At 59.4% G+C, this 25416-nt stretch carries 23 protein-coding genes, 1 tRNA gene and 3 pseudogenes; 11 read left to right on the top strand and 16 right to left on the bottom strand.

What is annotated here, in order from left to right:
* Positions 1 to 16 precede the first annotated feature (16 nt).
* Entirely contained in the window at positions 17 to 253 is a 237-nt protein-coding gene (locus tag AACY49_RS04185; RefSeq protein WP_339521886.1) for a DUF4224 domain-containing protein, read from the top strand.
* A 2-nt stretch (positions 254 to 255) separates the two neighbouring features.
* A complete protein-coding gene (locus AACY49_RS04180) occupies positions 256 to 1323 on the top strand; it encodes a tyrosine-type recombinase/integrase (RefSeq protein WP_339521760.1) in 1068 nt (355 codons plus the stop codon).
* Positions 1324 to 1383: 60 nt separating this feature from the next.
* Here AACY49_RS04180 and AACY49_RS04175 read toward each other — a convergent pair whose 3' ends face one another.
* From AACY49_RS04175 to AACY49_RS04165, 3 genes and pseudogenes are all read right to left on the bottom strand, one after another.
* Positions 1384 to 2193 carry a hypothetical protein gene (locus tag AACY49_RS04175; RefSeq protein WP_339521758.1) on the bottom strand — a complete coding sequence of 270 codons (810 nt, stop codon included), beginning with the start codon at positions 2191 to 2193 and terminating at the stop codon, positions 1384 to 1386.
* Positions 2194 to 2386: 193 nt separating this feature from the next.
* Positions 2387 to 2460, bottom strand: a tRNA-Cys gene (locus AACY49_RS04170).
* Between the two features lie 320 nt (positions 2461 to 2780).
* Positions 2781 to 3511 (bottom strand): annotated as a pseudogene (locus tag AACY49_RS04165) (helix-turn-helix domain-containing protein).
* A gap of 571 nt (positions 3512 to 4082) precedes the next feature.
* On the opposite strand from AACY49_RS04165, the gene AACY49_RS04160 reads away from it, so the two are divergent.
* On the top strand, positions 4083 to 4856 hold the full coding sequence (locus AACY49_RS04160) for an L-iditol 2-dehydrogenase (protein WP_339521756.1): 774 nt from the start codon (positions 4083 to 4085) through the stop codon (positions 4854 to 4856).
* Between the two features lie 30 nt (positions 4857 to 4886).
* Here AACY49_RS04160 and AACY49_RS31750 read toward each other — a convergent pair whose 3' ends face one another.
* From AACY49_RS31750 to nirB, 5 genes and pseudogenes are all read right to left on the bottom strand, one after another.
* Positions 4887 to 5612, bottom strand: coding sequence for a methyl-accepting chemotaxis protein (locus AACY49_RS31750; RefSeq protein WP_408980628.1), 726 nt, complete (start codon positions 5610 to 5612; stop codon positions 4887 to 4889).
* Positions 5613 to 5744: 132 nt separating this feature from the next.
* Positions 5745 to 6500 (bottom strand): annotated as a pseudogene (locus AACY49_RS31745) (MCP four helix bundle domain-containing protein); the annotation flags it as partial.
* A 165-nt stretch (positions 6501 to 6665) separates the two neighbouring features.
* On the bottom strand, positions 6666 to 7106 hold the full coding sequence (locus tag AACY49_RS04150) for a CBS domain-containing protein (RefSeq protein ID WP_258700438.1): 441 nt from the start codon (positions 7104 to 7106) through the stop codon (positions 6666 to 6668).
* A 31-nt stretch (positions 7107 to 7137) separates the two neighbouring features.
* Entirely contained in the window at positions 7138 to 7524 is a 387-nt protein-coding gene (nirD, locus tag AACY49_RS04145) for a nitrite reductase small subunit NirD (RefSeq protein WP_339521753.1), read from the bottom strand.
* Entirely contained in the window at positions 7524 to 10085 is a 2562-nt protein-coding gene (gene nirB, locus AACY49_RS04140) for a nitrite reductase large subunit NirB (RefSeq protein ID WP_339521751.1), read from the bottom strand. Before nirB ends, nirD begins: the two co-directional genes overlap by 1 nt.
* A 687-nt stretch (positions 10086 to 10772) precedes the next feature.
* Between nirB and AACY49_RS04135 the strand changes: the two genes are divergently transcribed.
* The gene (locus tag AACY49_RS04135; protein WP_339521749.1) at positions 10773 to 11699 is read left to right on the top strand and encodes a bifunctional 5,10-methylenetetrahydrofolate dehydrogenase/5,10-methenyltetrahydrofolate cyclohydrolase; all 927 of its coding nucleotides are present in this window, start codon (positions 10773 to 10775) and stop codon (positions 11697 to 11699) included.
* Positions 11700 to 11811: 112 nt separating this feature from the next.
* Here AACY49_RS04135 and AACY49_RS04130 read toward each other — a convergent pair whose 3' ends face one another.
* Positions 11812 to 12330, bottom strand: coding sequence for an SgcJ/EcaC family oxidoreductase (locus AACY49_RS04130; RefSeq protein ID WP_258700434.1), 519 nt, complete (start codon positions 12328 to 12330; stop codon positions 11812 to 11814).
* Positions 12331 to 12500: 170 nt separating this feature from the next.
* Between AACY49_RS04130 and AACY49_RS04125 the strand changes: the two genes are divergently transcribed.
* The 4 genes from AACY49_RS04125 to AACY49_RS04110 are packed head-to-tail and all read left to right on the top strand — an operon-like array spanning position 12501 to position 17117.
* The gene (locus tag AACY49_RS04125) at positions 12501 to 13685 is read left to right on the top strand and encodes a sensor histidine kinase (RefSeq protein ID WP_258700433.1); all 1185 of its coding nucleotides are present in this window, start codon (positions 12501 to 12503) and stop codon (positions 13683 to 13685) included.
* Positions 13682 to 14332 (top strand): response regulator, encoded by a 651-nt coding sequence (locus AACY49_RS04120; RefSeq protein ID WP_258700432.1) that lies wholly within the window; start codon positions 13682 to 13684, stop codon positions 14330 to 14332. The genes AACY49_RS04125 and AACY49_RS04120 overlap by 4 nt, the downstream gene beginning before the upstream one ends.
* Positions 14329 to 16656 carry an ATP-binding protein gene (locus AACY49_RS04115; RefSeq protein WP_339521742.1) on the top strand — a complete coding sequence of 776 codons (2328 nt, stop codon included), beginning with the start codon at positions 14329 to 14331 and terminating at the stop codon, positions 16654 to 16656. Before AACY49_RS04120 ends, AACY49_RS04115 begins: the two co-directional genes overlap by 4 nt.
* On the top strand, positions 16653 to 17117 hold the full coding sequence (locus AACY49_RS04110) for a response regulator (protein ID WP_258700430.1): 465 nt from the start codon (positions 16653 to 16655) through the stop codon (positions 17115 to 17117). The genes AACY49_RS04115 and AACY49_RS04110 overlap by 4 nt, the downstream gene beginning before the upstream one ends.
* Here the strand turns inward: AACY49_RS04110 and AACY49_RS04105 are convergent.
* Positions 17094 to 18011 carry an alpha/beta fold hydrolase gene (locus AACY49_RS04105; RefSeq protein WP_339521740.1) on the bottom strand — a complete coding sequence of 306 codons (918 nt, stop codon included), beginning with the start codon at positions 18009 to 18011 and terminating at the stop codon, positions 17094 to 17096. The two genes, AACY49_RS04110 and AACY49_RS04105, sit on opposite strands and share 24 nt — an antisense overlap.
* A 319-nt stretch (positions 18012 to 18330) precedes the next feature.
* On the opposite strand from AACY49_RS04105, the gene AACY49_RS04100 reads away from it, so the two are divergent.
* A complete protein-coding gene (locus tag AACY49_RS04100; RefSeq protein WP_339521738.1) occupies positions 18331 to 19011 on the top strand; it encodes a glutathione S-transferase family protein in 681 nt (226 codons plus the stop codon).
* Between the two features lie 66 nt (positions 19012 to 19077).
* Here the strand turns inward: AACY49_RS04100 and AACY49_RS04095 are convergent, their stop codons facing one another.
* From AACY49_RS04095 to AACY49_RS04080, 4 genes are all read right to left on the bottom strand, one after another.
* Positions 19078 to 19803 carry a transporter substrate-binding domain-containing protein gene (locus tag AACY49_RS04095; RefSeq protein ID WP_320394378.1) on the bottom strand — a complete coding sequence of 242 codons (726 nt, stop codon included), beginning with the start codon at positions 19801 to 19803 and terminating at the stop codon, positions 19078 to 19080.
* Between the two features lie 281 nt (positions 19804 to 20084).
* The gene (locus tag AACY49_RS04090) at positions 20085 to 20414 is read right to left on the bottom strand and encodes a hypothetical protein (RefSeq protein ID WP_258700426.1); all 330 of its coding nucleotides are present in this window, start codon (positions 20412 to 20414) and stop codon (positions 20085 to 20087) included.
* A gap of 75 nt (positions 20415 to 20489) precedes the next feature.
* Positions 20490 to 21170, bottom strand: coding sequence for a phosphoribosyltransferase (locus AACY49_RS04085; protein WP_339521734.1), 681 nt, complete (start codon positions 21168 to 21170; stop codon positions 20490 to 20492).
* Positions 21171 to 21235: 65 nt separating this feature from the next.
* Entirely contained in the window at positions 21236 to 22123 is an 888-nt protein-coding gene (locus AACY49_RS04080) for a universal stress protein (RefSeq protein WP_320394376.1), read from the bottom strand.
* Positions 22124 to 22497: 374 nt separating this feature from the next.
* Between AACY49_RS04080 and AACY49_RS04075 the strand changes: the two are divergent.
* Positions 22498 to 22809 (top strand): annotated as a pseudogene (locus AACY49_RS04075) (DUF3422 family protein); the annotation flags it as partial.
* Positions 22810 to 22826: 17 nt separating this feature from the next.
* On the opposite strand, the gene cobF reads toward AACY49_RS04075, so the two are convergent.
* Together cobF and AACY49_RS04065 are read right to left on the bottom strand one after the other, a co-directional pair.
* The gene (gene cobF, locus AACY49_RS04070) at positions 22827 to 23582 is read right to left on the bottom strand and encodes a precorrin-6A synthase (deacetylating) (RefSeq protein ID WP_320394375.1); all 756 of its coding nucleotides are present in this window, start codon (positions 23580 to 23582) and stop codon (positions 22827 to 22829) included.
* Positions 23582 to 24154: a histidine phosphatase family protein gene (locus AACY49_RS04065; RefSeq protein WP_320394374.1), complete on the bottom strand. Its 573-nt coding sequence runs from the start codon at positions 24152 to 24154 to the stop codon at positions 23582 to 23584. Before AACY49_RS04065 ends, cobF begins: the two co-directional genes overlap by 1 nt.
* A gap of 405 nt (positions 24155 to 24559) precedes the next feature.
* On the opposite strand from AACY49_RS04065, the gene AACY49_RS04060 reads away from it, so the two are divergent.
* Positions 24560 to 25414 (top strand): MurR/RpiR family transcriptional regulator, encoded by an 855-nt coding sequence (locus AACY49_RS04060; RefSeq protein WP_258700421.1) that lies wholly within the window; start codon positions 24560 to 24562, stop codon positions 25412 to 25414.
* Positions 25415 to 25416: the final 2 nt, after the last annotated feature.

Genomic DNA, 25416 nt, shown 5'->3' with positions numbered 1-25416 from the left:
TATCGAGAGTCAGCCCATGGAATTCCTGAGTGAAACCCTCACCGACGAAGAGCTGGCCACCATCACCGGCTACAAGATCCCATCCTGCCAGCGCCAGTGGCTGATGAACAATCACTGGGAGTTCGTGCTAACCGGCGCCCAGCGTCCAGTTGTAGGCCGGGTTTATGCCCGGCTGAAACTGGCAGGGGTCAAGCCTACGACAAACAACGCCGTGGCCGAGACCTGGACTCTTGACCTGGCACGCGTGGGCTGACGATGCGACAGAAGAAATCAGCCAACCGAGACTTGCCGCCACGGATGATCCGCCGCATACGCAAGAGAAAAGGCGGCACTACCTGGACGGGCTACTACTACAACGGCAGGGACGCCGACGGTAACCGTGTCGAGATCCCCCTCGGCGGCGACCTCGACGAAGCCAAGATTGAATGGGCACGACTCGACCGCAAAGCGACACCCAAACCGACCCACTCGATGGGCCGGCTTTTTGACGACTACGAGTCGAAGGTGATTCCAACCCTCAAACCGGGCACTCAAAACGATTACCAAAAGGGGCTTAAGCAACTTCGGAGCGCCTTCGAATCGGCCCCGATCGACGCGATCACACCACAGGTCATCGCGCAGTATCGTGACGCACGTACGGCAAAGGTGCGCGCCAACCGGGAGATCGCCCTACTCTCAACCATGTTCACCTTTGCCCGCGAATGGGGCCTGACCGACAAGGCCAACCCCTGCTTCGGCCTCCGCCGGAACAAGGAGACGCCTCGGGACTACTACGCTGGCGATATCGTATGGAACGCAGTGTACGAACAAGCTCCGCAAGAGCTCAAAGACGCGATGGATTTGGCATATCTGACAGGCCAACGCCCGGCGGACGTTCTCAAAGCATCAGCCACCGATATCAACAATGGCTTTCTGATGGTCGGCCAGGGCAAGACGGAAAAGCGCCTCCGCATTCGCCTGTACGACGGTGCCATCGAGACCGACCTTTGCATCTTCATCAATGATCTACTCGATCGCCGGGCCCAGGCTGGCACCAGAACTTCGACCCTGATCACCAACCAGGCCGGCCTACGCATGAGCTACAACATGTTGCGCAACCGCTGGGACGAAGCCCGAGACAAAGCCGCCACAAAAGCCGCGACCGAAGGCGACACAGAGCTGGCCGTCACCATCAGGAAGTTTCAGTTCAGGGACATCCGGCCAAAGGCCGGCAGCGAAATCGAGGACATCAAGGACGCAAGCCGTTTGCTTGGCCACTCAACAGAAGAGATGACGAAGAAAGTCTACCGGCGCGTTGGCGAGATCGTGAAACCAACAAAGTAACCTGTAGTCGTGTCTTTGCAGTGATCGTTAAAGTATCAATGCAAAGACACGATTAATCGTTTACTTAGTTTTTCGGTTTGGCCCGATATCCATAGCTACCTCCCATTCTCTCGGGCGGGCTTTCTGTATTACATCCAAAATCTCGGTAGGTTTGAGGCCTAAATTAGTCCCTGCGTTTTTTATATCAGCAAAAGAATAATTCGGTGACTTTGCCATTTCTGAAAGTTGAACGAGCGGATTTATAGCACCGACTTCAACAATTGTATCAGGGTATGAAGGCATCCTGCTTTCAAGTTCACGCACCCTTCCTGCGAGCATTCTTGTGTTCGACAGGATTTCCGCCAAAATACTGTCTCCAGTACGCGGCGCCACGTTAGCCTCTTCCGGCGTTGCAGCTAGCACTTCAGCAAATGACGCCTCAAACTGCGGCCAATACGTCTCAAACACTTGCTTCAAAATTCGCTCGTCTAACCTCGCCGTATCTAGACACGAATTAAGTGACGAGATTAGCCCCCACATTGAAGAGCGTTCCGGAGTGGTATGATTGAATTGCGCTAAAGGATCCTCGATATCTGAGGGCGCAAGATCAATTAGAAATGTGCACACTCTATTAGTGCTAAGCCCCTTCGCCAGTGCGCCAGTCTCAAAGAGAATCCATGGCTTGTTTTTATTCTCCTGGGTAAGACACACGATCCCAGCAGCTGTCTCACGGAGTTGGTCTGATATTTCTGAGAACCAAATGGCTCCCTTATCAATATCACGCGTAGATATCCAAGGCTGAGAGGCTTGCAGTACACACTTGATCCAGTCGCTAAGTAACTCTGCTACGGCCTTACTGCGGGGGCCCGACCAACTTACGAAAACTTTCATTCCTCAATCCTTGACTTACGTCCCAAGGTAGCAATATGACATAAATTTTGTGAAAAAAGCACTCACATCCAACCGTGCGTGCCCTGCTGTATGCATTCAGTTGCGGAACACCTGTCAAAAATTGCGGAACACCTCACTTTTTCGCAGGCGTAAAAAAACCCCGTAAGTCATTGACCTACGGGGTTTTTAATAGTGGAGGCCGAAGTCGGAATCGAACCGGCGTAGGTGGATTTGCAATCCACTGCATAACCATTTTGCTATTCGGCCTCAAACATCTGATGTTCTGTAGCGCAACATCAAACGTGTAAACTCGCACTTGGAAACAAGATTCTAATCCAGCTTCCAACCCTTTGAAATCTAAGGGGTTTTCGTGTTCCTGAATCAGGAATGGACGCAATTCTGGACTGGATCGAAAGGCATGTCAAGAACTGGAGGAAAATAATTCCAGATACGTTATCGCGGGAATGGCCGTAAATGATCGCAGCCTTCGGCAGCTCCTACAGAGGGCGGCGTTCCTCCGCGATATTTCGGTGAACATCGATCCTTGAGCTGCCGAAGGCTGCGATCTTTTGATCTTGTTTCCACCTTCAATGTCCGACCGCCACCGCCCGTTGCAACCGTTGCCGATACTCACTGGGCGTCTCATGCATTTCGTGGCGGAAGTGTCGATTGAAATTCGACAAGTTGGCATAACCCACTTCGAAGCAGATATCGGCAACGCTGAAACTGCTTTGCGCCAGCAAACGACAGGCACGCTGGACCCGTAGTTTTCGCGTCAGGTCGACGAAGGTGTGGCCGGTGGCGCGCTTGAAGAATTTGGAGAAGGCCGGTTCGTTCATATCCAGACGCTGGGCGATGACCGACATCCGCAGCTCGTCAGCGAGGTCGTTCAGAATGTAGTCGAAGACAATGCTCATGCGCCGGGCCGTCAATGCATCGAGCATGGGCGCATATTGCAGGCTGGCGAGCGTCTGTCTCTCGCTGTCAGGGGCCGATGCCAGCAACTGCAACAACGACAGGAACAGGCACAACCGCTGCAACCCGTGGCACCGGCCGATGTCTTCCAGCAGTCGGGCCGCTTTTTTGCGGGTAACACCGTGAAACTCGATGCCCTGCGCCGCCTGGCGAAACAGGCTTTGCAACTCGCTGAGTTCAGGAACTTTGTCGCGCAGTTGCATCAGCATCTGACCATCGAACTGTAACACCACGTCACGGCCGGCAATCACCTCCCCTTTGCCCAGGAACGAAAGCTGTGCTGCGGCTCGTTCAGAATGACTTCAAGCGCTGGCGGCTTGTCTGCGGTTACGTGATGGTTCATCACCCTGGCGATTCCGTTTTTGTTGGTTTTATCAAGGTAGCGCGAAGCCTGGGACGAGTCGAAGTCTCAGGACGCCGACATGAGACTCACACTAACGACACCCGGTGCCTAGCGCGCTACATGACGCCCACTGATACTTTTTTCCACGGTCAAACAAGTATCAGCGCCGCGTACGCCATTCATTTGTTCACCGTTTGGGTAGCTGTAATCCTGTGGTCATCCCGTTGCGGATATGACTCGCACCGTGGATTACAACAAAAATAAGAGCTTCTGCCGCCCAAGGCGCAGAGCGGAGAACACGATGAAGAACATTCCAAGCGCGCTCTTTCTGTCCGCCGTGCTGTCCTCTGCCCAGCAAATCACCGAACGCGAGATGAGACGCGCCGGTTATCCCAAGTAGCGACGGCTTGATGCAATCACTGTGTGTGTGTGTGGGCTTGCTCGCGAAAGCGCTGGGTCAGGCGGCATCGATGTTGAATGTGCCGGCCTCTTCGCGAGCAAGCCCGCTTCCACAGGGGGGGCTTCACACACTGCAATGCCCTCAACAGGCTCTTACGAATGGATGGAAAAAATGAAACGTCTGGAAGGAAAAAGCGCCCTTATTACCGGCTCCGCCAGAGGGATCGGGAGAACGTTCGCGCAAGCCTATATCCGCGAAGGCGCTACGGTTGCGATCGCAGACATCAACCTGGAGCGTGCGCAAGCCACGGCAACTGAGTTGGGTCCAAATGCCTATGCGGTGGAGATGGACGTTACCAACCAGCAATCAATCGACGGAGCCCTCGACACGGTCATCGCAACCGCAGGCAAGCTCGATATCCTGATCAACAACGCAGCACTGTTTGATCTCGCACCGATTACGGACATTGCTCGAGACAGCTACGAACGGCTGTTCTCGATCAACGTGTCCGGCACCCTGTTCACGCTGCAGGCCGCGGCCAAACAGATGATCCGCCAGGGCCACGGCGGCAAGATCATCAATATGGCCAGCCAGGCCGGGCGGCGCGGTGAAGCGCTGGTCGCGGTGTATTGCGCGACAAAGGCGGCGGTAATCAGCCTCACGCAATCGGCCGGGCTCAATCTCACTCCCCATCGCATCAACGTGAATGCCATTGCGCCGGGGGTGGTGGACGGTGAGCATTGGGATGGCGTCGATGCGCTGTTCGCCCGCTATGAAAACCGGCCGATCGGGGAGAAGAAAAAACTGGCGGGACAGGAAGTACCGTACGGGCGCATGGGCACGGCAGACGATCTTGTCGGTATGGCGATCTTCCTGGCATCGGCCGAGAGCGATTACATCGTGGCGCAGACTTATAACGTCGATGGCGGCAACTGGATGAGTTGACTGGCCCCGGGAACAGGGCCAGCCAATGCCTCAAAGGCGAAAACGACCCACTGATTGCGAGAGCTGTCCAGCCAGGGTGGACAGCTCATCGGTGGTCGAGGCGGTCTGGTTGATGACCTTGCTGTTGCCTTCGGACATGCCGGCAATCATTTCCACCTGATGGGCGATTTCGTTACTGGCCAGGCTCTGCTCACCGATCGTGCGGCTGATGTCATTGACCAACTCAGTGGTGTTGAGCGTGGCCTGGAGGATTTCGCGGATGGCGCGCTCGACGTCGGCAGTCACTGCCATGCCTTTGTCGACCTGCGCAACGCCCGCCTCCATGCTGCTGACCGCCTCACGGGTGCTTTGCTGGATGCGCGCGACCATGGCGGCAATTTCCTGGGTGGAGGCGCTGGTGCGTCCCGCCAGGCTGCGCACTTCATCGGCGACGACGGCGAAACCGCGGCCCTGCTCGCCGGCGCGGGCGGCCTCGATGGCGGCGTTAAGCGCCAGCAGGTTGGTTTGATCGGCGATGCCCTTGATCACCTGAATGATGCTGAAGATCCCCTCGGACTCCTTGTCCAGGGTGCGGATCACCTGGGCCGACTGCTGCGCCGAACGGGCAATCCCGTCCATGTCGCTGACCACCTGATGAATCACCCGACCACCGTCCTTCGCCAATTCCTCGGCCTGGTTGGCCATGTTCAGTGCACGCTCGGCATGCCGGGTGATTTCCTCGATGCTCGCGGTCATTTCACTGGCCGCCGCGGCCATGGTGCTGGCGGCGACGCTTTGCTGCTGGCTGCTACCCGCGACCTGATGGCAGCCGCTGCTCAACTGCTGACTCATGCCACTCACGCCATGGGCATTGCTGCGAACCACCTCGATCATGCCGCGCAGGTCGCGCTGCATGGTTGCCAGGCTGCGAATCAACGTGCTGGCTTCATCCTTGCGAGTGGGCTCGACGATAGGTTCGCTCAGGTTGCCATGGGCGATGCTTTCGGCAATCCGGCTGGCAATCTGCAACGGCCCCATGATGCTCAGGATGACCGAGCGTCCAAGGGCGAGCAGCAGCAACAAACTGGCAATGAGTACGGCGCCGAGGGTGAAGTTGGCACTGCTGATGGTTTGCCGAGTGCCCGCGCTGGTCTGTTGGGTGTTGGTTTCGATCAGCTCACTGAGGGTGGCCATCTGGTCTTCCAGTTGGCTGAACGCGTTATTGAACGTGCCCAGTTGCTGTTGTGCGGAATCCGGATCATCCAGCGCCAGCCCGACAATGCGCTCGGCGGCACTGATGTACGTATCGAGGCTGGGCTTGATCTTGTCCAGCGCGGCCTTGAGGGTGTCGTTGACCGGCAGCTTGAGGTTGTCACCGAGCATCTCGCGAAAATGCGCGGCATGCTCATTGAGTGAACTGCGCACCTCGGCCTTGCTGCTAGGGCTCTTGCCCAGCCCTACCAGCATCGCGGACAGCACATCGGCGCGCAGCGCATCGTGCATCATGTCGGCTTCGAGGTGGTTGCGCAGCGCGGTCATGCTGACCTCGTTGTCATTCACCGCTTCAGCCATCCGGGTATTGCCCACATAGCTGACCAGACTCACGATCAGGGCGGTGAGCAAACTGGTGCCGATCAACAAAATCAAACGTAATTTTATGGACACTCGGTGATTCCCCTGGCGGCATGTGCGTGGTCGGCTAGTTGCCTGCTGTTAGGGTTATCGACTGTTTCAACCGGTTACTGAGGCTTATTTCCACTTGAGCCGATTTTTTCGACCTGCGGTATACCTTTTCGCGTTTGACCTTGTGATTCGGGCGATGCAGCGGGCTCAATGCCCGCGAATGTAGTGCTCAAGCTGGCGAATCAAATCGGCCTGCTCGACGATGGCTTCCTTGACCAGATCGCCGATCGACAACAGCCCGATCAGTTCGCCGCTCTCCAGCACCGGCAGATGGCGCAAATGGCTGTCGGTCATGACCGCCATGCAGCGCTCGATACTCTGCTGGCTGTCGGCTGTCACCACCGGTGCGCTCATGATCTCGCGCACCGGCGTACCGACCGAAGAACGGCCCTGTAGCACCACCTTGCGCGCATAGTCGCGTTCGCTGATGACGCCCACCACCCGCCCGTCTTCGATGACAGGCAACGCGCCGACGTTCTTCTCGGCCATCATTTTCAGTGCGTCGAGGACCATCTGATCCGGTGCGATGCTGTGCACCTGCTGGTTTTGCACGACTTTCAGTTTCAGTAACTGTGCGGCTGTTTTCATCAACGTTCTCCGATACGGTTCAGGGCGGCGCTCAAGCCGCCGCGACTTCCACGACCCCGGCATTCAGGCGCACCGGCCAGACCCGCAGGCGCTGCTCCGGGTACTCCAGGCAACTGCCGTCTTCAAGACGAAAATGCTGCTTGTAGATCGGCGACGCCACCACCAGATCGCCCTTGAGGCTGCCGATCAATCCACGGCCGATAACATTCGCGCCGGATTGCGGATCATGATTGTCGATGGCGTAGAGGGTCCGACCTTCAGCCTGCGGCAGATAGAACAGCACCACCTGGGCGCCGTCGAGCCAGACGACGACACCGGAGTTGCTGACCAGATCCTGCTGGCTGCACACCGCCTGCCAGGCTTGGGCATTGGCCGCGGCGGCAAGGGCATCGACACGCTGGGTAGTGGGCTGGCTCATCAGGCATTCTCCTCGGTGACAGGGATAAGGTTGAGTTCGGTGGCCATGATCGGCCGGCGCTGACCACGCTCCTGAACAAAATGGATGTCCGGGTCCGGGCGTTGATCGTTGACGAAGGTGCGGAAGCGCTTGAGTTTTTCCGGGTCTTTGAGGGCATTGGCCCATTCGCATTCGTAGCGGTTGACCACCAGTTGCATCTGCGATTCGAGTTCTGCGCCGAGGCCCAGGCTGTCGTTGATGACCACGTCCTTGAGGTAATCCAGGCCTCCCTCCAGGCTTTCGCGCCAGACCGAGGTGCGCTGCAATTTGTCGGCGGTGCGGATGTAGAACATCAGGAACCGGTCGATGTAACGGATCAGGGTTTCATCGTCCAGGTCGGTGGCGAACAGCTCGGCATGACGCGGGCGCATGCCGCCGTTACCGGCCACATAGAGGTTCCAGCCGTTCTCGGTGGCGATCACGCCCACGTCCTTGCTCTGCGCCTCGGCACATTCACGGGTGCAGCCAGAAACCGCGAACTTGAGCTTGTGCGGCGACCGCAGGCCTTTGTAGCGATCCTCGAGGGTCAGGGCCATTTTCACGCTGTCCTGCACGCCGTAACGGCACCAGGTGCTGCCCACGCAAGACTTCACAGTGCGAGTCGATTTGCCGTAGGCGTGCCCGGTTTCGAAACCGGCCTCGATCAGCTCGGACCAGATGTCCGGCAACTGATGCAACTGCGCGCCGAACAGGTCGATCCGCTGGCCGCCGGTGATTTTGGTGTAGAGGTCGTATTTCTTCGCGACCACGCCGATCGCGATCAGTTTGTCGGCCGTGATCTCACCGCCAGCGATGCGCGGCACCACTGAATAGGTGCCGTTTTTCTGCATGTTGGCCATGAAAGTGTCGTTGGTGTCCTGCAACGGCACCAGCGAAGCGTCCATGATCGGCTGGTTCCAGCACGAGGCGAGGATCGAGCCCACCGCCGGCTTGCACACGTCGCAACCGGTGTGACCACGACCATGCTTGGCCAGCAGTTCTTCGAAGGTGATCACCCCTTCTACCCGCACCAGCGCATAAAGCTCCTGACGGGTGTAGGCGAAGTGTTCGCACAGGCTCTTGTCGACACTGACGCCACGGGCAATCAGTTCGTGCTCGAACACTTGCTTGAGCAGCCCCGCGCAACCGCCGCAACCGGTGCAGGCCTTGGTTTGCGATTTGAGCAGGCCCAGGTCGGTGCAGCCGCCATCGATGGCCGAGCAGATCGAGCCCTTGGTGACGTTATGGCACGAACACACTGTTGCCGACTCGGGCAACGCGCCCGGGCCCAGGGTTGGCGCCCCGGCGGACGATGGCAGAATCAGGCTGGCCGGTTCCGACGGCAAGGCAATGCCGTTCTGCATGTATTGCAGCAGGGTGTCGTAATAGCTGTTGTCGCCGACCAGTACCGCGCCGAGCACACGCTTGCTGTCAGCATCCACCACCAGGCGACGGTAGCTGGCCGTGGCTTCATCGATGAACTGATAGCTGCGTGCACCCGGCGTGTGGGCGTGAGCATCACCGATGGAACCGACATCGACGCCGAGCAGTTTGAGCTTGGTCGACATGTCGGCACCCTGGAACGGCTCCGCCACTTGATTGCACAGCAGCGAGGCGACGCCACGGGCCATCTGGTAACCGGGGGCGACCAGACCGAAAAGGCTGCCATTCCAGGCGGCACACTCGCCGATGGCGTAGATATTCGGATCGCAGGTCAAGCATTGGTCATCAATCACCACGCCGCCACGCGGACCGATGTCCAGCGCGCATTGGCGGGCCAGCGCGTCTTGCGCGCGGATACCGGCGGAGAACACGATCAGGTCGGCTTCGAGAAATTCGTCGTTGGCAAAGTTCATCCGGTAGCGGTACTGCTCGCCGGCACTGATCGACTGCGTGCCACGGGACAGGTGCACACCTACGCCGAGCCGCTCGATTTGCGCCTTCAGCGCCAAGCCACCCTGCTCGTCCAATTGCACTGGCATCAGGCGCGGGGCGAACTCCACCACGTGGGCTTCCAGGCCCAGGCTTTTCAGGGCATTGGCGGCTTCCAGGCCGAGCAGGCCACCGCCGACCACCACGCCACGCCGGGCATTGGCTGCCGCGGCACGAATCGCGTCGAGGTCTTCAAGGGTGCGATACACCAGGCGCGAGTCGCCTTCTGCACCTTCAATAGGCGGCACAAACGGATAAGAACCGGTGGCCAGCACCAGTTTGTCGTAAGCGACGCAGCCTTGTGCGGTGATCACCTGACGACGGGCGCGGTCGATTTCCAGCACCGGCACGCCCAGATGCAGGGTGACGCCCGGCGTCTGGTACAGGGAGGCTTCGCCCAGGGCCAGCGACTCGGCATCGCGACCGCTGAAATACTCGGACAGATGCACACGGTCGTAGGCACGCATCGGCTCTTCGCTGAAGACATGCAGGCGGTACTGGTCGAGGGCGCCGCGCTCGATGAGCTGCTCGACACAATGATGTCCGGCCATGCCATTGCCGATCACGATCAGCGTTTGCAGTTTGTTCAATGCGGCAACATTGGAATTCATAGTAAGCACCCAGCCAAAGCCAATCACGGTTAAAAAAGCAAAAAAAAACGCCTGAAACCTCTCGGTTTCAGGCGTCTTTGCCTGTTCTTCGCGGTGTTCGACCTGGCGCCTTCGCCTGATCCACCGATGTTGCCCACGACCTGCTCGGCCGGTCGATCTTCGTTGATCGACGGGGCGGCCCACTGCGTGGACCTTGAACGATGTAATGCAGCGTTTGTGCCAGCTATGGATCGAGCGCTTTAGAAACGCTGTTTCAGTGAGGATTTATCGGGGTTCAGCGTGATTTCCCTTCAAGGCCATCGGGGATAAAGACGATTCGGTTTTTGCCTTGGCATAGTGCAAGCCATGTGCGATGAGCTTCATAAAAGTGCATGTATCTCGGTGGATAAGGACGCCTTTTGCCTAATGCACTCTTTGTGCCCGACGGCCGCCAGTGCCTGATTTTGCGACTGCTGCGCAGCCGAACGCAGGCTACGCCAGCCGCTACAAATCGAACGCGGCCTCGCCAGCTCCTACAGATTGCCCACGATCCCCTGCCTGTCTTGTCTTGCGGTGTTGCGGTGGTATTGGCCTGCCCTCAACTGGTAGCCTGAGCCCCCTTGCCTGCATGTCTCTGATGGATCATCGGCGCGAGAAGACGCCTTGATGATCACTTCATTCCTTTCAATCAAGACAACGGTGGCTCTTTTGATCAGCAGCACCCCCGCATTTGCCCGCGATATCGACGGCAAAGCCATCTCTGCCCAGGTTCTCGACGAGGTCCGGGAAGAGGTTCTGGCCCTGGCCGGCCAGCAGATCTATCCCGCCTTGGCGGTCCTGTTGGTCGGCGACGACCCGGCCAGCCACGTGTATGTACGCAATAAACTGCTGCGCGCCAAGGAAGTCGGCATCCGCTCCCTTGAATACCGCCTGCCGGAAACCGCCAGCCAGGCCCAGGTCCTGGAACTGATTGCACAACTCAATGCCGATCCCGCGGTGAACGGCATCCTGGTGCAACTGCCCTTGCCCGCCGCTATCGATGAGCAGGCAGTGATTCATGCCATCGACCCGATCAAGGATGTGGACGGTTTTCATCGGGAAAACGTCGGTGGGCTGGTGCAAGGCATCGAGGTTCTGACCCCGTGCACGCCCAGCGGCTGTATGCGCCTGTTGTACGAAACCTGCGGTACTGACTTGAGCGGCTTGCACGCGGTGGTCATCGGTCGTTCGAACATTGTCGGCAAGCCGATGGCGACCTTGCTATTGCAGGCCAACTGTTCGGTCAGCGTGGTGCACTCGCGCAGTGTCGATGCCCCGGCGTTGTGTCGGTTGGCGGATATCGTGGTCGCGGCGGTGGGGCAGCCCGAGTTGATCGACGCCAGTTGGCTCAAGCCCGGCGCGGTGGTGATCGATGTTGGCATTAACCGAGTTACCGACGAGTCCGGCAACCGTCTGGTGGGCGATGTCGACTACGCCAGCGCCCGTACCGTCGCCCGTGCGATCACCCCGGTGCCCGGTGGCGTCGGGCCGATGACCATCGCCTATCTGCTGAAGAACACTCTGATTGCCAGCCGGTTGCAACGCGCGGCGCAGGCCCGCGGTCAGCAGCCTGAGGACGACCTGGCGTTGAACTGAGCACAACGCACACGGCCCACTTCAAAGTGGGCCGTGTCGGTGATGCGGAACCTGTGCGGGCTTGTGCTTAACTGACTGGCATTGGGCTCCGTCAGTCTTGCACATCCTGTTTTTATTTCCCGGCGTGCAACACCTGCGTTTGCGGCATCGCCGAAGAGTGGTGGTTGAGAATCTTCCACTGACCGCCCACCTGCTCATAGACAAAGGTGTAGCGCGCCTGCACCTGACGAGTCTTGCCATCGGCTTCGGTCAACGTAAAGGTGTAGACGCCACTGTCCATGGCCACGTTGGCGCCCAATGGGCGGATCTCACGGAAGTTGATCTGGCCCACCGGCTTGAGCGCCATGAAGTGATCGAAGTAGTCCTTGATCTGTGCCGGCGTGGTGCGCACCTGATTGGAAACCGTCGGTTGCAGCACGGCGTTCGGCGCATACAGGTCGACCACGCTCTGAACATTGCCGCTCTTCAACGCGCTGTTCCAATGGTCAAACAGGGCGGCGATTTCACGATCCTTCACGTTGGTGGGTTGCTGCGCCACGCTGCTGTAGACGTAAGGCACCGCTTCCAATGCCTGAACCAGCGGGGCGGTCAGGGCGAACAACAGGGCGATGGTTGAGGTCTTGAATGTCATTGCGCTATTCCAATGGTGGTCGATGGGCTCACTGTGCCGTCCGGAACGCCGCCCGCCATCGGCCAACCGGAGCCATTTGCCTATGCCATTCGGCAGATAGCGCCCTGCCCCGTTAACAAGGTTTAATGACGCCCCTGCCCGAACGGGCGTGCCCGCGCCGGAACCTGCCCATGCAAAACCCTGATCATGACCCCGGTAGCGCCCTGGCCATTCGTACCCAGTATCGGCAGTCGCAAAGTCGCGCCGCGCGGCTGCGGCTGCTGGTGGATACCGGCCAGGAACTGACCCAACTGGCTCCCGAGGCCATGCGCCAACGCGTGCTGCAACGGGCCTGTGCCTTCCTGGCGATGGACCACGCGCTGCTGCTGGAATGGGACGTGGATGCGCAAGTCAGGACCACCGCCAGTCAAGGCAGCCGCGAGCGTTTAGACAATCTCGCGCGCCTCGCCGATACCGCGATGAGCACCCCCCAATGGCAGGAGCAGCCGAGCGCGGTCCTGCCTAATGTGCTGCGGGTGCCTTTGCGCGGCGGTGATGGCACGGCCTTCGGTGCGCTGGTGCTGGCCAACAGCGTCAGCATCAGTGCACCGGACACCGAAGACCTCGAATCCCTGCAATTACTCGCCACCCTGCTGGCCGCGCACCTGGAAAACAAGCGCTTGCTGGACGCACTGGTGGCGCGCAAACGCACCATGTCCGATCTGGTCCACAGGCTGTTCAGAGCACAGGAAGACGAACGCAAACGCATGGCCTACGACCTGCACGACGGCCTGGCACAAACCCTTGCCGGGCTGCATCAGCGCCTGCAAGGTTTTGCCGGCCGCTGCCCGTCACTGCCCGACGAACTCGGCGCGGACTTACAAACGATTCTTGCTTTGGCCCAACATTGCGTGGGTGAAGGCCGGCAATTGATCAGCGGCCTGCGCCCGACGGTGCTCGACGATTTTGGCTTGCTGAAGGCGGTCGACAAAGAGGCCGATCGCCTGCGCGAAGCCGGGATCAAAGTCAGCTGGAATGCGCGTTGCGAAGCACGCTTGCCCAGCCAGGTGGAGATCGCCCTGTTCAGGATTGCCCAGGAAGGTATCAACAACATTCTCAAACACGCGCAGGCCAGCCACGTCGTGCTGGCGCTGGAGCTGCACGAAGGCCAGGCCTCGCTGCGGGTGGACGATAACGGCCAGGGCTTTGCCATGGAACAACCCCTCGACACCTGCGGCGCCCGGCACCTGGGGCTTGCCGCGATGCAGGAACGCGCGAGCCTGCTGGGCGGTGATTTCACCTGCATCAGCCATGCGCACGGCGGAACGCAACTGCGCGCCACCGTCCCTTCTGGCCTGAATGGACCCCCTCAATGACTCACGTTATACGACTGGTGGTCGCGGACGATCATGAAGTCACGCGCACCGGCTTTGTCTCGTTGCTGGCCGGCCTGACGCAATTCGAAGTGGTCGGCCAGGCCTGCAATGGCCAGGAAGCGCTGGACCTGTGTGAGCGTCTTTTACCCGACATCGTCATCCTCGACATCCGCATGCCGGTGCTCAACGGGCTGGGCGCGGCACGCATGCTTCAAGAGCGCCTGCCGGCCCTGAAAGTGATGATGTTCACCATGGACGACAGCCCCGACCACCTTGAAGCCGCCATGCACGCCGGCGCCGTGGGCTATCTGCTCAAGGATGCCAGCCGCCTCGAGGTGATCGACGCGTTGCAACGTGTCGCCGCCGGCGAGCAAGCCCTCAACAGCTCAGTCAGTGCCCAATTGCTGCGCCGCATGACCGAGCGCAATGCCAGCGGCGTGGCCTCCGATGCCCTGACCCCGCGGGAGCGCCAGGTACTGGGGTTGGTGGCCAACGGCATGAGCAACCGTGAAATCGGCGAAGAACTCGGCATCACCACCGGCACGGCCAAAGCCCACGTGGAACGGGTCATTGGCAAACTCGGCGCCGCCGACCGCACCCAGGCCGCTGTGCGTGGCATTGCTCTGGGCCTGGTGACCCAGTCATGAAAGCGTCAAACGCCCGCCGCTGGGCCGATCTGCCGTTACGCGGCAAAGCCCTCGTGGTGATTTCCCTGCCGTTGGTGATTCTGTTGCTCTCGCTGGTGCTGATCTACACCACCGAGCGCCAGACGGCTCGCGCGGAGGAAGACGTGCGCCGCGTGCTGCTGGTACAGGGTGATATCCAGACCGTACATACCTTGCTCGCCGAGGCCGCCGCCAGCGTGCGCGGCTATCTGCTGACGCGCCGCGAGGATTTCCTGCCGGGTTATCGGCAAGCCAGACCCTTGATCGAATCGGCCTTGCAGCGACTGGACAGCAACGTTCGCGATGAGCGGGTGCGCAAGCATCTGGAAGCGATCACGCCGCTGATCGAAACCAAGGTCGAGGGCCTGGTAGAACTGCTGGATGATCGCAACGCTACTCCTGAGTCGATCACCACCATCCTGATCAGCAACAAGCACATCCTCGACGAGTTACGCGAACGCATCAGCGCCATGCGCACCCTCGAGGACACCCTGCTGGCCGAACGCACCGCAGCAGCGGCCTCCACTCGACAACGCCTGTTGTTCTCCACCCTGCTGGCTGCCGTTTGCGGGCTGTTTGGTGCCATTGTGGCGGTGCTGTTCCTGTCCAAGGGCATCGTCGCCCGGGTGCAGCAGGTTCAGGGCAACGCACAACGGCTGGCACTCGGTCAGCCGTTGCTGCCACAACCTCCGGAGAACGATGAAATTGGTCAATTGGGTACGCGTCTGGTCGAAGCCGGGCTGTTGCTGGCCGAACGTGAACGGGCAATACGCGACAATGAAGAACGCTTGCGGTTGATCATCGATGGGGTGAAGGACTACGGTATTTTCGCCCTCGATACACAAGGTTTCGTGACCAGCTGGAATGCGGGCGCCCAACGGATCAAGGGCTATACGGAACAGGAGATCGTCGGCCAGCATTTCTCGATGTTTTATCTGCCGCAAGAGTGCCCGCAGCATCCCGACATGGCGCTGCGCGAGGCCACTCGCAATGGCCATTACATGGAAGAGGCCTGGCGTTGCCGCAAGGATGGCAGCCGCTTCTGGGCCAGCGTGGTGATTACCGCGCAATACGACAGCAGTGGTGCCTTGCGTGGATTCTCCAAGATTACCCGCGACATCACCGATCGCCGTGCGGCCGAGATCGCGCTGAGCACCGCACGGGAAGAGGCGGAGCGCGCCAGCCGCGCCAAAAGCGAGTTTCTGTCGCGCATGAGTCACGAACTGCGCACCCCCCTCAACTCCATTCTCGGCTTCGCGCAACTGCTGGAGATGGATTCACCCAAGGGGCAACGAGCGCAGATCGGTCACATCCTGCGGGCCGGAAAACACCTGCTGACCCTGATCAACGAAGTGCTGGACATCGCCAAGATCGAGGCCGGGCGCCTGCCACTGAATGTTGAATCCGTGCCCCTGGCGGTGGTGCTGCAAGAAGCCCTGACGCTGGTTTCCCCCATGGCCTGCGACGCCGGCGTCCATCTGGGTGAACTGCCGATGCTAACCGCCGACAGCGGGATCGTCGCCGATCGGCAACGCCTGGTTCAGGTGTTGCTCAACCTATTGTCCAACGCCATCAAATACAACCGGCCCCAGGGTCGGGTGCACATTGAGGTCAAGGTTCTTCAACAACGAATTGCCGTGTCGGTCTGCGATACCGGCAAGGGCATTGCGGCAGATCGACAGGATCAACTGTTCAAACCGTTCGAGCGCCTGGAGTCCGATCCAAACGTGGAAGGCACCGGTCTGGGCCTGGCCTTGAGCAAGAGTCTGGTGGAAATGATGAACGGTAGCCTGACGGTCAAAAGCCGGCCCGGCGAAGGCTCCAGTTTCACCCTGGAGCTGCCCTTCGTGCGCCTGCAGCCAGCCACTGAGCCCGCGACTGCACGAATCAGCGCCCCTACGGCCACTTCCGCCCGCGCCGCCCCCGATTACCAGGGCAAAGTGCTGTGCATCGAAGACAATCTGTCGAGCCTGGCCCTGATCGAAACCCTGTTGCAACGGCGACCGCACATCCAGTTACTCTCAAGCATGCAAGGGCAAATGGGCCTGGACCTGGCCCGTCAACATGCACCGCAACTGATTTTGCTGGACGTGGCACTCCCGGACCTGGATGGTTTCAACGTTCTGCAACGCTTGCGTCAGTTCTCCATCACCCGCGCCATTCCAGTGCTGATGATCACCGCCGATGCCAGCGACCTCACTCACCTGGCCTTGCTCGAGGCGGGAGCGACCGCGGTGCTGACCAAGCCGATTCACATTCCTTCATTCCTCGCCCATCTTGACCAGCACCTACCGGAGCCCGTGTGAACACCGACCTGCGCATTCTGATCATCGACGACCAACGGCCCAATCTCGATTTGATGGAGCAGCTGCTTGTCCGCGAGGGGCTGAGCAACGTACTGAGCAGCACCCAGCCACTGCGAACTCTGGACCTGTTCAACGGCTTCGAGCCTGACCTGGTCATTCTCGACCTGCACATGCCGGAGTTCGACGGCTTCGCCGTACTTGAACAGCTCAACCGGCGCATCCCGGCCGGCGAATACCTGCCGATCCTCGTGCTCACCGCCGACGCCACCCGAGATACCCGCCTGCGCGCACTGGCGCTCGGCGCCAAGGACTTCATCAGCAAGCCACTGGACGCCCTGGAAACCATGCTGCGGGTCTGGAACCTGCTTGAAACCCGCGCACTGTATAAAGCCCTGCGCACGCGGGTCCCGGCGGATCAGATCGAGTTGCTGCGCCAGTTAAAGCCGCACCCAGCTAGCTGACCGAAGAGGCGGAATCACTGACGATTTGCTACTGAAAGCCAAGTCACGGGGCTGGCTCGGCACCTTGGAGGCCGGCTGCAGAAAGCCCAGCAAGGCTTGCTGGGTGTCATGCCAGGCCGTCGGGTGTTCCATATCGAGGAAATGCCCGGCGTTCTTGATGGTCTGAAACTGGGCCTGACGGGAATGAGCTGCAAAAAGACGGGCATCTTCCACCGAGGTGTACTCATCCCGTTCGCCGTTGATAAACAGCAGCGGGATTTCGATGGCGTCGGCACAGGAAACGTAGCAGTGAGTGTCCTGGGTCAGCACCTCATTGACGTGAAAATACATTTGCCGGTATTCGTGTTCGTCCAGGCTGATGACATGGCGTTCATTGAAACGCTTGAACAGTGACGGCAGGTGCTTGCCGATCGTGCTGTTGATCAAACGCCCGACATTGCGACGATCGCACGCCTGGAGAAAGTCCCGCCCGCTCTCCAGATAATCGCGCATCGGCGTGTTGATCCGCGCGGCGAATGAACTGATCACTGCCTTTTCGATTAGGCGCGGCCGCTGAGCCAGTGCCACCAGGGTCGCCGCCCCGCCCCAGGAAAAGGACAGCACATGCTGTGCACAAAAATGCTCGATCAACTCCAGCAGTATTTCAGCCTCGTCTTCCTTGCGGATCGGCTGGTCATGCAGGTTGTGTTGTTTCGACTGACCGGCGTAGGGCTGATCGTAGAGGACCACATTGAAGCGTGGCCGCAGGTAGCGCACCGTTTGCGCGAAGGATGCGGTCGTTGCCAACGAGCCATTGACCAGAATGATGGTCTTGTCAGCGGCGGTGTTGAGATAGTGCTCGGTATAAACCTTGTACTTCTTACCAATCTCGACGATGGCAGTCTTCAGCATCATTTCATTCTATTCCTTGAACAAATTGGATCAGGCACACAGCGTGATCGGCTACCCGGCGTCCTCCGGTCAAGCCTGACAGCACGAACCAACAACGGTACAAGGGCGCTGAGATGAGCGCCATGACCAATAAGTCACTAACCGACCAGTGGTTCTCAGTTAAGCAGGGATTTTCCCGCGTACAAGCACGCACGCTTGAAAGTGACGGCCCAGACGCTCTGCCGACATCCGCCTATGATTGTTAATTGCCCCCCCGCCTTTTTCATCTCAGGGCTTACAGCTTTGTGCGGCCCGCCCCTCACGTCCAACGAGGCCTTGAAAAATGTCGCTGACGCTTTACTACCATCCGCTGGCGTCGTACTGCCATAAAGTGCTCATCGCGCTCTACGAAAGCGGGACCGACTTCGAAAGAAGAATCATCGATCTCGCAGACGCTGCCGACAGCGCAGAGCTTCAGGTTCTGTGGCCAATCGGAAAATTCCCGGTTATTCGCGACCCTGCTCGGCAACGTGATCTGCCGGAGTCCAGCATCATCATCGAGTACCTGGATCGACTGTATCCAGGTGAACAGCGCCTGCTTCCGGACGATTGGCAGACCGCGTTGGAGGTGCGGTTATGGGACCGCTTTTTCGACCATTATCTACAAACACCGATCCAACGGATTGTCAGCGATCGACTACACGCGACCAACGGTGATTTGACCAGAGAACGGGCCACGCTAGAAACGGCGTACAGAATGCTCGAGCGCCGGATGGCGTCCCGAATCTGGGTGGCCAGCCCGGACTTCAGCTTGGCCGACTGCGCCGCGGCCCCGGCACTTTTCTATGCCTGCACGCTATTGCCGTTCCCCGACGACTACCAGCACTTGAGCGCCTATTTCGACCGGTTGATACAGCGACCGTCATTCCAGCGAGTGATCGACGAAGCCAGGCCCTGGTTTTCGCTCTATCCGTTTGCGGATGACATCGCGCAGCGGTTCCGCCAGCCCTCGGGCAATCCATGACCCGCGTTGAGTTCACGCCGGCGTCCAGATAACAGCCTGTGACATCCGGACATCCAAGCCGCCAACCTATGGCGCCACCGTGACATCGGCCTGCCCGCTCTCGAGCAAGGCGGCGTGGACAAATCCTTCGGCCTTCTTGCGCTCGACGAAAGCCGTCACATAGGCCGCCCCCGCTTCACGCTTGCGGGGTACGGCCATCGCCTGGCGTATGGCGGTAAAGGCGCCTTCGAGCACCCGGTAACGTGGATCAGCGGCAGCGACCTTTTCCAGCGGTTGGCGCACACCCGCCGCCGCATCCAGGCCTTTGTCGAAGAACAGGTCGACGGCGGCGGCGGACGTTTCTGCCCGCTCCAGTTGCGCCTGTTTCAAGGTACGGGTCAGGAACAGGTCGTAGGCCGCGCCCTTGCCGACCGCCAGGCGCAATCCTTGCCGATCCAGATCATCGACCGCCGTATAAGCCGAATCGGCCGCCACCAGGTAGGTGCCTTCGATGATCACGTAAGGCTCGCTGAACGCGATCTGTTGTTCACGCACCGGCTCGATGGCGAGGAACGCGATGTTCCATGCGCCCTCCTCCAGCGCGGCAAACACCTTGCCGGCGGCATCGAACGTGATCATTTCCAGACGCACGCCCAGCTCTTGCGCCAGAGCCGTTGCCAACGCCACCGAGACGCCTTGGGGAGTTCCGTCCCGACCCTGCTGCGCCAGCACCGGATTGCCGAAATTGATCGCCGCACGCAGCACACCATCGGGCGCCAGGTCATCAATGACCGCAGGGGAAACAGCACTCATCATGGGCTCCGAAACAAAAAATTGATGTCACGACCTGCAGCGGCTTCAAGAAGCCGTCCTTCGCGTCGAAACCATAGGCGAACGGCGCCGTCGAGTGCAAGACCAAGGCCTGCTCCACCTCGTGGTCGACTGCGAATATCCCGTAGGAGCTGCCGCAGGCTGCGATCTTTTGATCTTTCCAACGGGCGACTCGTTACCTGAACAGGCGCCAAAGTCAAAAGATCGCAGCCTGCGGCAGCGCCTACAACCCGCGCTCGGTGCACATGCAGAGTGGTGGCGGACTACCGTTGCGCCAATTCATGGTTGATGCATTGCTCGTAATACGTTTGCTTGATGCCGGCCGGCTTGAGACGCGAAGAGCTGTTATAGGTTTGTTCCGTGATCCCCATGGCTGTCATGCGCATCCACGGCCGGGGAAATTTGCGCGATTGCAGTTTTCTGCGTGCCCCGTAAAGCGTAAGCCCGGAAAGCTTCGAGGCTTGCGCGCCCTCGGCTATTTCCGCGCCCCAGCTGCAAATATAGCGAGAGTTCTTGCTCAGTTCCTTTGCCTGAGCCCCAAGCGAGAAAGCCACCAGGACAAACGTTGCAGCCATCCACACCAAAGTCCGCATATCGCCAATGCCTAACCTTCTGAAAAGAAAGCGAGTTTGACAACGAAGCACAGATCTGGGGGCCAGCAGTTTGCCTCATTTCATCGCTGATTCTCTCTGCCAGGCCCGACGCAAAAGATCGATGACCTCTTCGTCCGACGTCTGAGTAAAGTCGGTGTACCAATGGCCGATCGAGATCAGCCAATCGGGGATGAGCGGGCAAATCAGTTCGTCCACCTCGTCACGCAGCGCCTCTGCCGTCTCAAGCGGTGCCACCGGCACGGCAACGACAATGCGCGACGGCGCTTGCAGGCGCACGGACTGTATCGCGGCCATCATCGTGGCCCCTGTGGCCAGGCCATCATCGATCAGGATCACCACCTGATCCTTGAGTGCCACAGGCATGCGCGAGGCCCGGTATACGAGCTCGCGACGCAACAATTCCTGCGTTTCCCGCACAACCACGCCATCGAGCGTGCGCTGATCGATACCGTTGGCCCGCAGCGCATCGTCGTTGACGATCTGTATGCCACCGCTGGCAATGGCGCCCATGGCGAACTCCTGGTGGGACGGCACCCCCAGCTTGCGGACCAGCATCAGGTCCAGGCGAACCTCCAGGGCCGTGGCCACTTCATAGGCAACCGGGACGCCGCCACGGGGTAAGGCCAGGACGATGACATCGGCTCTATTAGCGTATTTACGCAACGGCTCCACCAGGCTTCGGCCGGCATCAACCCGGTCATGCAAGATGGTTTGCAATGAAGGACTATGATTCATCTGAAAACTTCCCTGGGGCGGGGCCCCAAAAACGGGCTAGCCAACGTTGGCAAGGATGCTCGCGACTACACCGCCAGAACGCTGCAAGGCACCTGATACAGAATATGTTCCGTCGTGCTGCCGAGAAGCCTCTCCAGGCCGCTGTACTGAGCTCTGCCCATCACCACCACATCCACCTGATGCTCGTGGGCGAACTCACTCAGCACCGAGACAGGTTGCCCCATGATGAAATGCCGATACTCAGGGGGCACACCGAACCGGGCGGCCAGCTTCAGAAATGACGTTTCCAGGTCGCTGCGCAACTCCCTGGTCAGCTCCGCCAGCGGCAGACCACCGCCTATATCCGCCAGAAAAGCGGCCGAAATGTCACACGCGTACAGCAGATGCAACTCGGCATTGCACTGCATCGCAAGGCTGGAAGCCTGCAGGATGATCCGGTCATTGAGCTCGCTGTTCGAAGGCTCTGTATCTGTAACATCAACCGCGGCCACCACCTTCTGCGGCAGGGCATGGCTTTCGGCACCGACCAGATAAACCGGCACCGGACAATGGCGCAACAAACGCCAGTCCAGCGGCGTAAAGAACGCGCGCTTGAGCACGGGCTCATGCTGCACTTGCTTGATCAACAGATCGGGTTGCATTTCCGTGACGTGATCAAGAATGTCCTGGCGCATATTGTCGGCCCAGGCGACTTCGGTGGTCACCTTGATCCCCCTGCCCTGCATCTTTTGCGCCTGCTCCTTGAGCCAGTCGCGGTGTTCCTGCAGATAGCTTGCCCGAGCCATTTTCCGGTCGCCTTCTTCAAGCAACGACAGAATGTCCAACGACGGAATCAGCGCGGCAATGTGCAAGCTCGCCCCGCTGGCCTTGGCCACGGCAGCGGCCTGGTTGATCGCTGGAGAATGACGCAGGAGCGGGTTGATGATCAGTAATAAGCGTTGATACTGGCTCATGATCTGTCTCCAGACAGGTTAGTCCTCGACGCCGGTCACCGCCCATCGGCAATCGTAGGCCTCGATTCAAATCAACTCCTGAAGGGGCCACTTGAAAAGAATAGTTCACAACGGTGCTGTGCATCCCGTGCCGGGCTCGGGCCCTACATCCGCATTGCCTTAAGGAGCCCGCCCACATGAGTTGCGCTTGACTGACTGGCATTGGTCGATGGTCGGGGTTTGTTTGTGACTCGGGAATTGGGCACCCAGTCCCAAGAACAAACAGCTCCAACATGGCATCGATAGCATGCATCCGCAAAGACTGCCCCTGCACAACGAGTTGCACGCGCGCCCTTCTCTGTATTTCAACGAGCCCGCCCACGTGTTTCATCTCCAAAAGCGTGGCCAACCTCGGAGACCTGCTGCAGGCCCGGGTACAGGTCGAAATGGAAGAGCAGAACTCGGAAATCCTGAAGAGCCTGAACGCCCGCGCCGATACTCAAATCAAAATCCAGCGCGCTGTCGAAGGCCTGTCGATTATCGCCATCACCTATTACTTGTTGAGCCTGTTCAAGCTGTTCTACTCGGGTCTGCACACCATGGGCGCGGACATTTCCGCCAGAGACGCCATGCTGGCCATGACCCCGCTCGCGCTGTGTATCCTGCTGTTCATTTTGATCAGGATCAGGAAAGCCAAAGAGCACTGACCATCACGTTGCGGCGTTCAAGGCTTGCGCAACAGGTAGGTATCCATGATCCACCCGTTCGCCAGCCGCGCCGCCTTGCGCACCCGCTCAATCTCATCTGCCACGTCTTTGAGTTTGCCGTGGATCAGGATTTCATCCGGTGTTCCCAGGTAAGCCCCCCAGTAAATCTCCGTCTCTTGATCGGCCACCTGATGATAGGCATCTTGCGCATCCAGCATCACCACCACACTGTCGGCATCGCTCACCTGCCCGGCCGCCAACCGTCGGCCGGTGGTGATTTCAATCGAGTGACCGATGCGATTGAGCGACACCTTATGCTGCGCCGCCAACGCCTGCACGCTGGTAATACCAGGGATCACCTCGAACTCGAACACACAACGACCTGACGCCAGAATCGCCTGCAAGATCCGAAGGGTGCTGTCGTACAACGCCGGATCGCCCCACACCAGAAAACCGGCGCACTGGTCGTCGGTCATTTCCTCGTTGATCAGCCGCTCGAAGGTCTGCTGCTTGGCGCGGTTCAGATCTTCGACGCTGGCGTTGTAGTCCACATCCCCGCGCTCGCGCTCAGGGCTATGGGCTTCGACAAAGCGGTAGTCACGATCGGTGATATAGCGCTCGCAGATCTCGCGGCGCAGCTCGATCAGTTTGTCTTTGCTCTGGCCCTTGTCCATGAGAAAAAACACGTCGACCCGGTTCAGTGCCTTCACCGCCTGCATCGTGATGTAGTCGGGGTTGCCGGCGCCGACACCGATAACCAACAGTTTTTTCATCAAAGCGCTCCTTCAGGGTCAGAGCCCAACAAGCGTAGCCGCCAGCGACCGTTAAACCGCAACTCGATGGCCGACAACGGCTCGACGTCGATCTGGTTGAACGCCGCGCCCTGCAACACCTGCATCAGCGCAGCGCGAATGACAAACGGATGGGTAACGGCAACGATATGCCCCGGTGTCGCCTCAAGGGTCTTCAACCACGCAGCCACACGCTCACCGAGTTGCACCACCGATTCTCCACCGTGGGGCGCCGAGGCCGGGTCATCGAGCCAGGCCTGGAGCGTCGCGGGCTCGGATTGTTGCAGGTCGTCGATCGACGTGCCTTTCCAGCGTCCGAAATCGCACTCCTCCAGCGCCGTGACAATTTCCACGCTGTCGCCATACAGCTCAGCGGTTTGCCGGGTCCGCAGTTCCGGGCCGCAGAGTAAACGTGGCGCTCGCTTGAACTGCCTGCAGCGCGAGCCCTTCGCCGATTGCCAATCCATTTCCACGGGTTCATTCGTAGGAAAACGCGCCAGTTTCTGTGCGACGGTTCGAGCGTGGCAAATCAGGGTCAAGCGGGTCGCCTGCACGGAAGATCACTCTGTCGATGGAAAGAAAAAGCGGCACGAGGCCGCCAGTAACCGACTCATTGTGCCGTAAGAAGCGCCACCCGGCGCGTTTCGTTTCCACCGGCCGATCAGGCTCGCAGCCTAATGCCAGTCAGTTTGAAAAGTACGTGCCAAGTGCAGAACCTGTGGCGAGGGGGCTTGGTCTTCACTTAACTGACTGGCAGGGTCGATATCTCACACGACTATAGGCAATGTCCTACAAGGTCAGTCGATATCCGCGTAGCCCAATATACACAGGGGTTTCGCTCCATTTCAGTGCTTTGAAAATCCACACAAAAATTCGCTAGACATGTAGCACACGTTACATAAATACTGTTTTAGCGATTTATGAAATAAAATCGACACACTCATCCAGCAGGAGCCCGGATGCCCCCTCTCAGAGACCTGATCACCGATCCCGGCCTGGACTTCACGCCATCGGAACGCAAAGTCATACGAGCCTTGCTGGACCAGTATCCGCGTAACGGACTGGGCCCGATGTCACGTCTGGCCGAACACGCCGGTGTCAGCGACCCGACCATCGTGCGGCTGGTAAAAAAGCTTGGCTTCAGCGGTTACGCCGACTTTCAGGAAGCCTTGCTCAGTGACATGGACCACCGCCTGCGCTCCCCCAGTACCCTGTTGCAACCTCGCGCCCATCTCAAGAAAGACGACCCCTGGAGCCACTATCTGGCGCACAGCCATCGGGCACTGGCAGACACCCAGGCGCTGACCCAACCCGAAGATGTACGAATTCTGGTCGAGTGGCTGCTCGACAGCCGCCATCAGATCCATTGCTTCGGCGGCCGCTTCAGCAGTTTCCTCGCCCACTGCTTGCTCAACCATCTGCGCCTGCTGCGGCCCGGCTGTTTCGCCCTGGAAGACAACGCACAATTGCCGGACCGCTTGTTCGACGTGCAACGCCAGGACGTGGTGCTGGTGTTCGACTACCGCCGCTACCAGTCCCAGGCCCTGCGGGTCGCCAATGCCGCGAAGAGCCGACATGCGCGAATCGTGCTGTTCACCGACATCTATGCATCACCGCTACGGGAAATAGCCGATCTGATCATCAGCGCACCGGTAGAGTCGGCGTCGGCCTTCGACTCGATGGTGCCGGCGCTAGCCCAGGTTGAAGCGCTGATTGCCTGCCTGGCCCTGCGTAGCCCCGATCTGGCCGATCGCCTGGAAGGCATCGACGCCCTGCGGGCCGATTTCGACACCCATCTGCTGGAGGAAAAATAAGG

Origin of the sequence: Pseudomonas sp. EL_65y_Pfl2_R96 (assembly GCF_963970905.1) — a bacterium.
Taxonomy (GTDB): domain Bacteria; phylum Pseudomonadota; class Gammaproteobacteria; order Pseudomonadales; family Pseudomonadaceae; genus Aquipseudomonas.
Note: the sequence above shows the minus strand (reverse complement) of the source record. Positions and strands in the feature narration are given on the sequence as shown.

Coding starts and splice junctions, on each gene's coding strand:
- AACY49_RS04180 (WP_339521760.1), top strand. CDS start 256: ATGCGACAGAAGAAATCAGCCAACCGAGACTTGCCGCCACGGATGATC.
- AACY49_RS04120 (WP_258700432.1), top strand. CDS start 13,682: ATGACTCACGTTATACGACTGGTGGTCGCGGACGATCATGAAGTCACG.
- AACY49_RS04125 (WP_258700433.1), top strand. CDS start 12,501: ATGCAAAACCCTGATCATGACCCCGGTAGCGCCCTGGCCATTCGTACC.
- AACY49_RS04100 (WP_339521738.1), top strand. CDS start 18,331: ATGTCGCTGACGCTTTACTACCATCCGCTGGCGTCGTACTGCCATAAA.
- AACY49_RS04150 (WP_258700438.1), bottom strand. CDS start 7,106: ATGAAAACAGCCGCACAGTTACTGAAACTGAAAGTCGTGCAAAACCAG.
- AACY49_RS04175 (WP_339521758.1), bottom strand. CDS start 2,193: ATGAAAGTTTTCGTAAGTTGGTCGGGCCCCCGCAGTAAGGCCGTAGCA.
- AACY49_RS04105 (WP_339521740.1), bottom strand. CDS start 18,011: ATGATGCTGAAGACTGCCATCGTCGAGATTGGTAAGAAGTACAAGGTT.
- AACY49_RS04095 (WP_320394378.1), bottom strand. CDS start 19,803: ATGAGTGCTGTTTCCCCTGCGGTCATTGATGACCTGGCGCCCGATGGT.
- AACY49_RS04080 (WP_320394376.1), bottom strand. CDS start 22,123: ATGAGCCAGTATCAACGCTTATTACTGATCATCAACCCGCTCCTGCGT.
- AACY49_RS04085 (WP_339521734.1), bottom strand. CDS start 21,170: ATGAATCATAGTCCTTCATTGCAAACCATCTTGCATGACCGGGTTGAT.
- AACY49_RS04060 (WP_258700421.1), top strand. CDS start 24,560: ATGCCCCCTCTCAGAGACCTGATCACCGATCCCGGCCTGGACTTCACG.
- AACY49_RS04185 (WP_339521886.1), top strand. CDS start 17: ATGGAATTCCTGAGTGAAACCCTCACCGACGAAGAGCTGGCCACCATC.
- AACY49_RS31750 (WP_408980628.1), bottom strand. CDS start 5,612: ATGGCCGCGGCGGCCAGTGAAATGACCGCGAGCATCGAGGAAATCACC.
- nirD (WP_339521753.1), bottom strand. CDS start 7,524: ATGAGCCAGCCCACTACCCAGCGTGTCGATGCCCTTGCCGCCGCGGCC.
- cobF (WP_320394375.1), bottom strand. CDS start 23,582: ATGAAAAAACTGTTGGTTATCGGTGTCGGCGCCGGCAACCCCGACTAC.
- AACY49_RS04160 (WP_339521756.1), top strand. CDS start 4,083: ATGAAACGTCTGGAAGGAAAAAGCGCCCTTATTACCGGCTCCGCCAGA.
- AACY49_RS04090 (WP_258700426.1), bottom strand. CDS start 20,414: ATGCGGACTTTGGTGTGGATGGCTGCAACGTTTGTCCTGGTGGCTTTC.
- nirB (WP_339521751.1), bottom strand. CDS start 10,085: ATGAATTCCAATGTTGCCGCATTGAACAAACTGCAAACGCTGATCGTG.
- AACY49_RS04130 (WP_258700434.1), bottom strand. CDS start 12,330: ATGACATTCAAGACCTCAACCATCGCCCTGTTGTTCGCCCTGACCGCC.
- AACY49_RS04115 (WP_339521742.1), top strand. CDS start 14,329: ATGAAAGCGTCAAACGCCCGCCGCTGGGCCGATCTGCCGTTACGCGGC.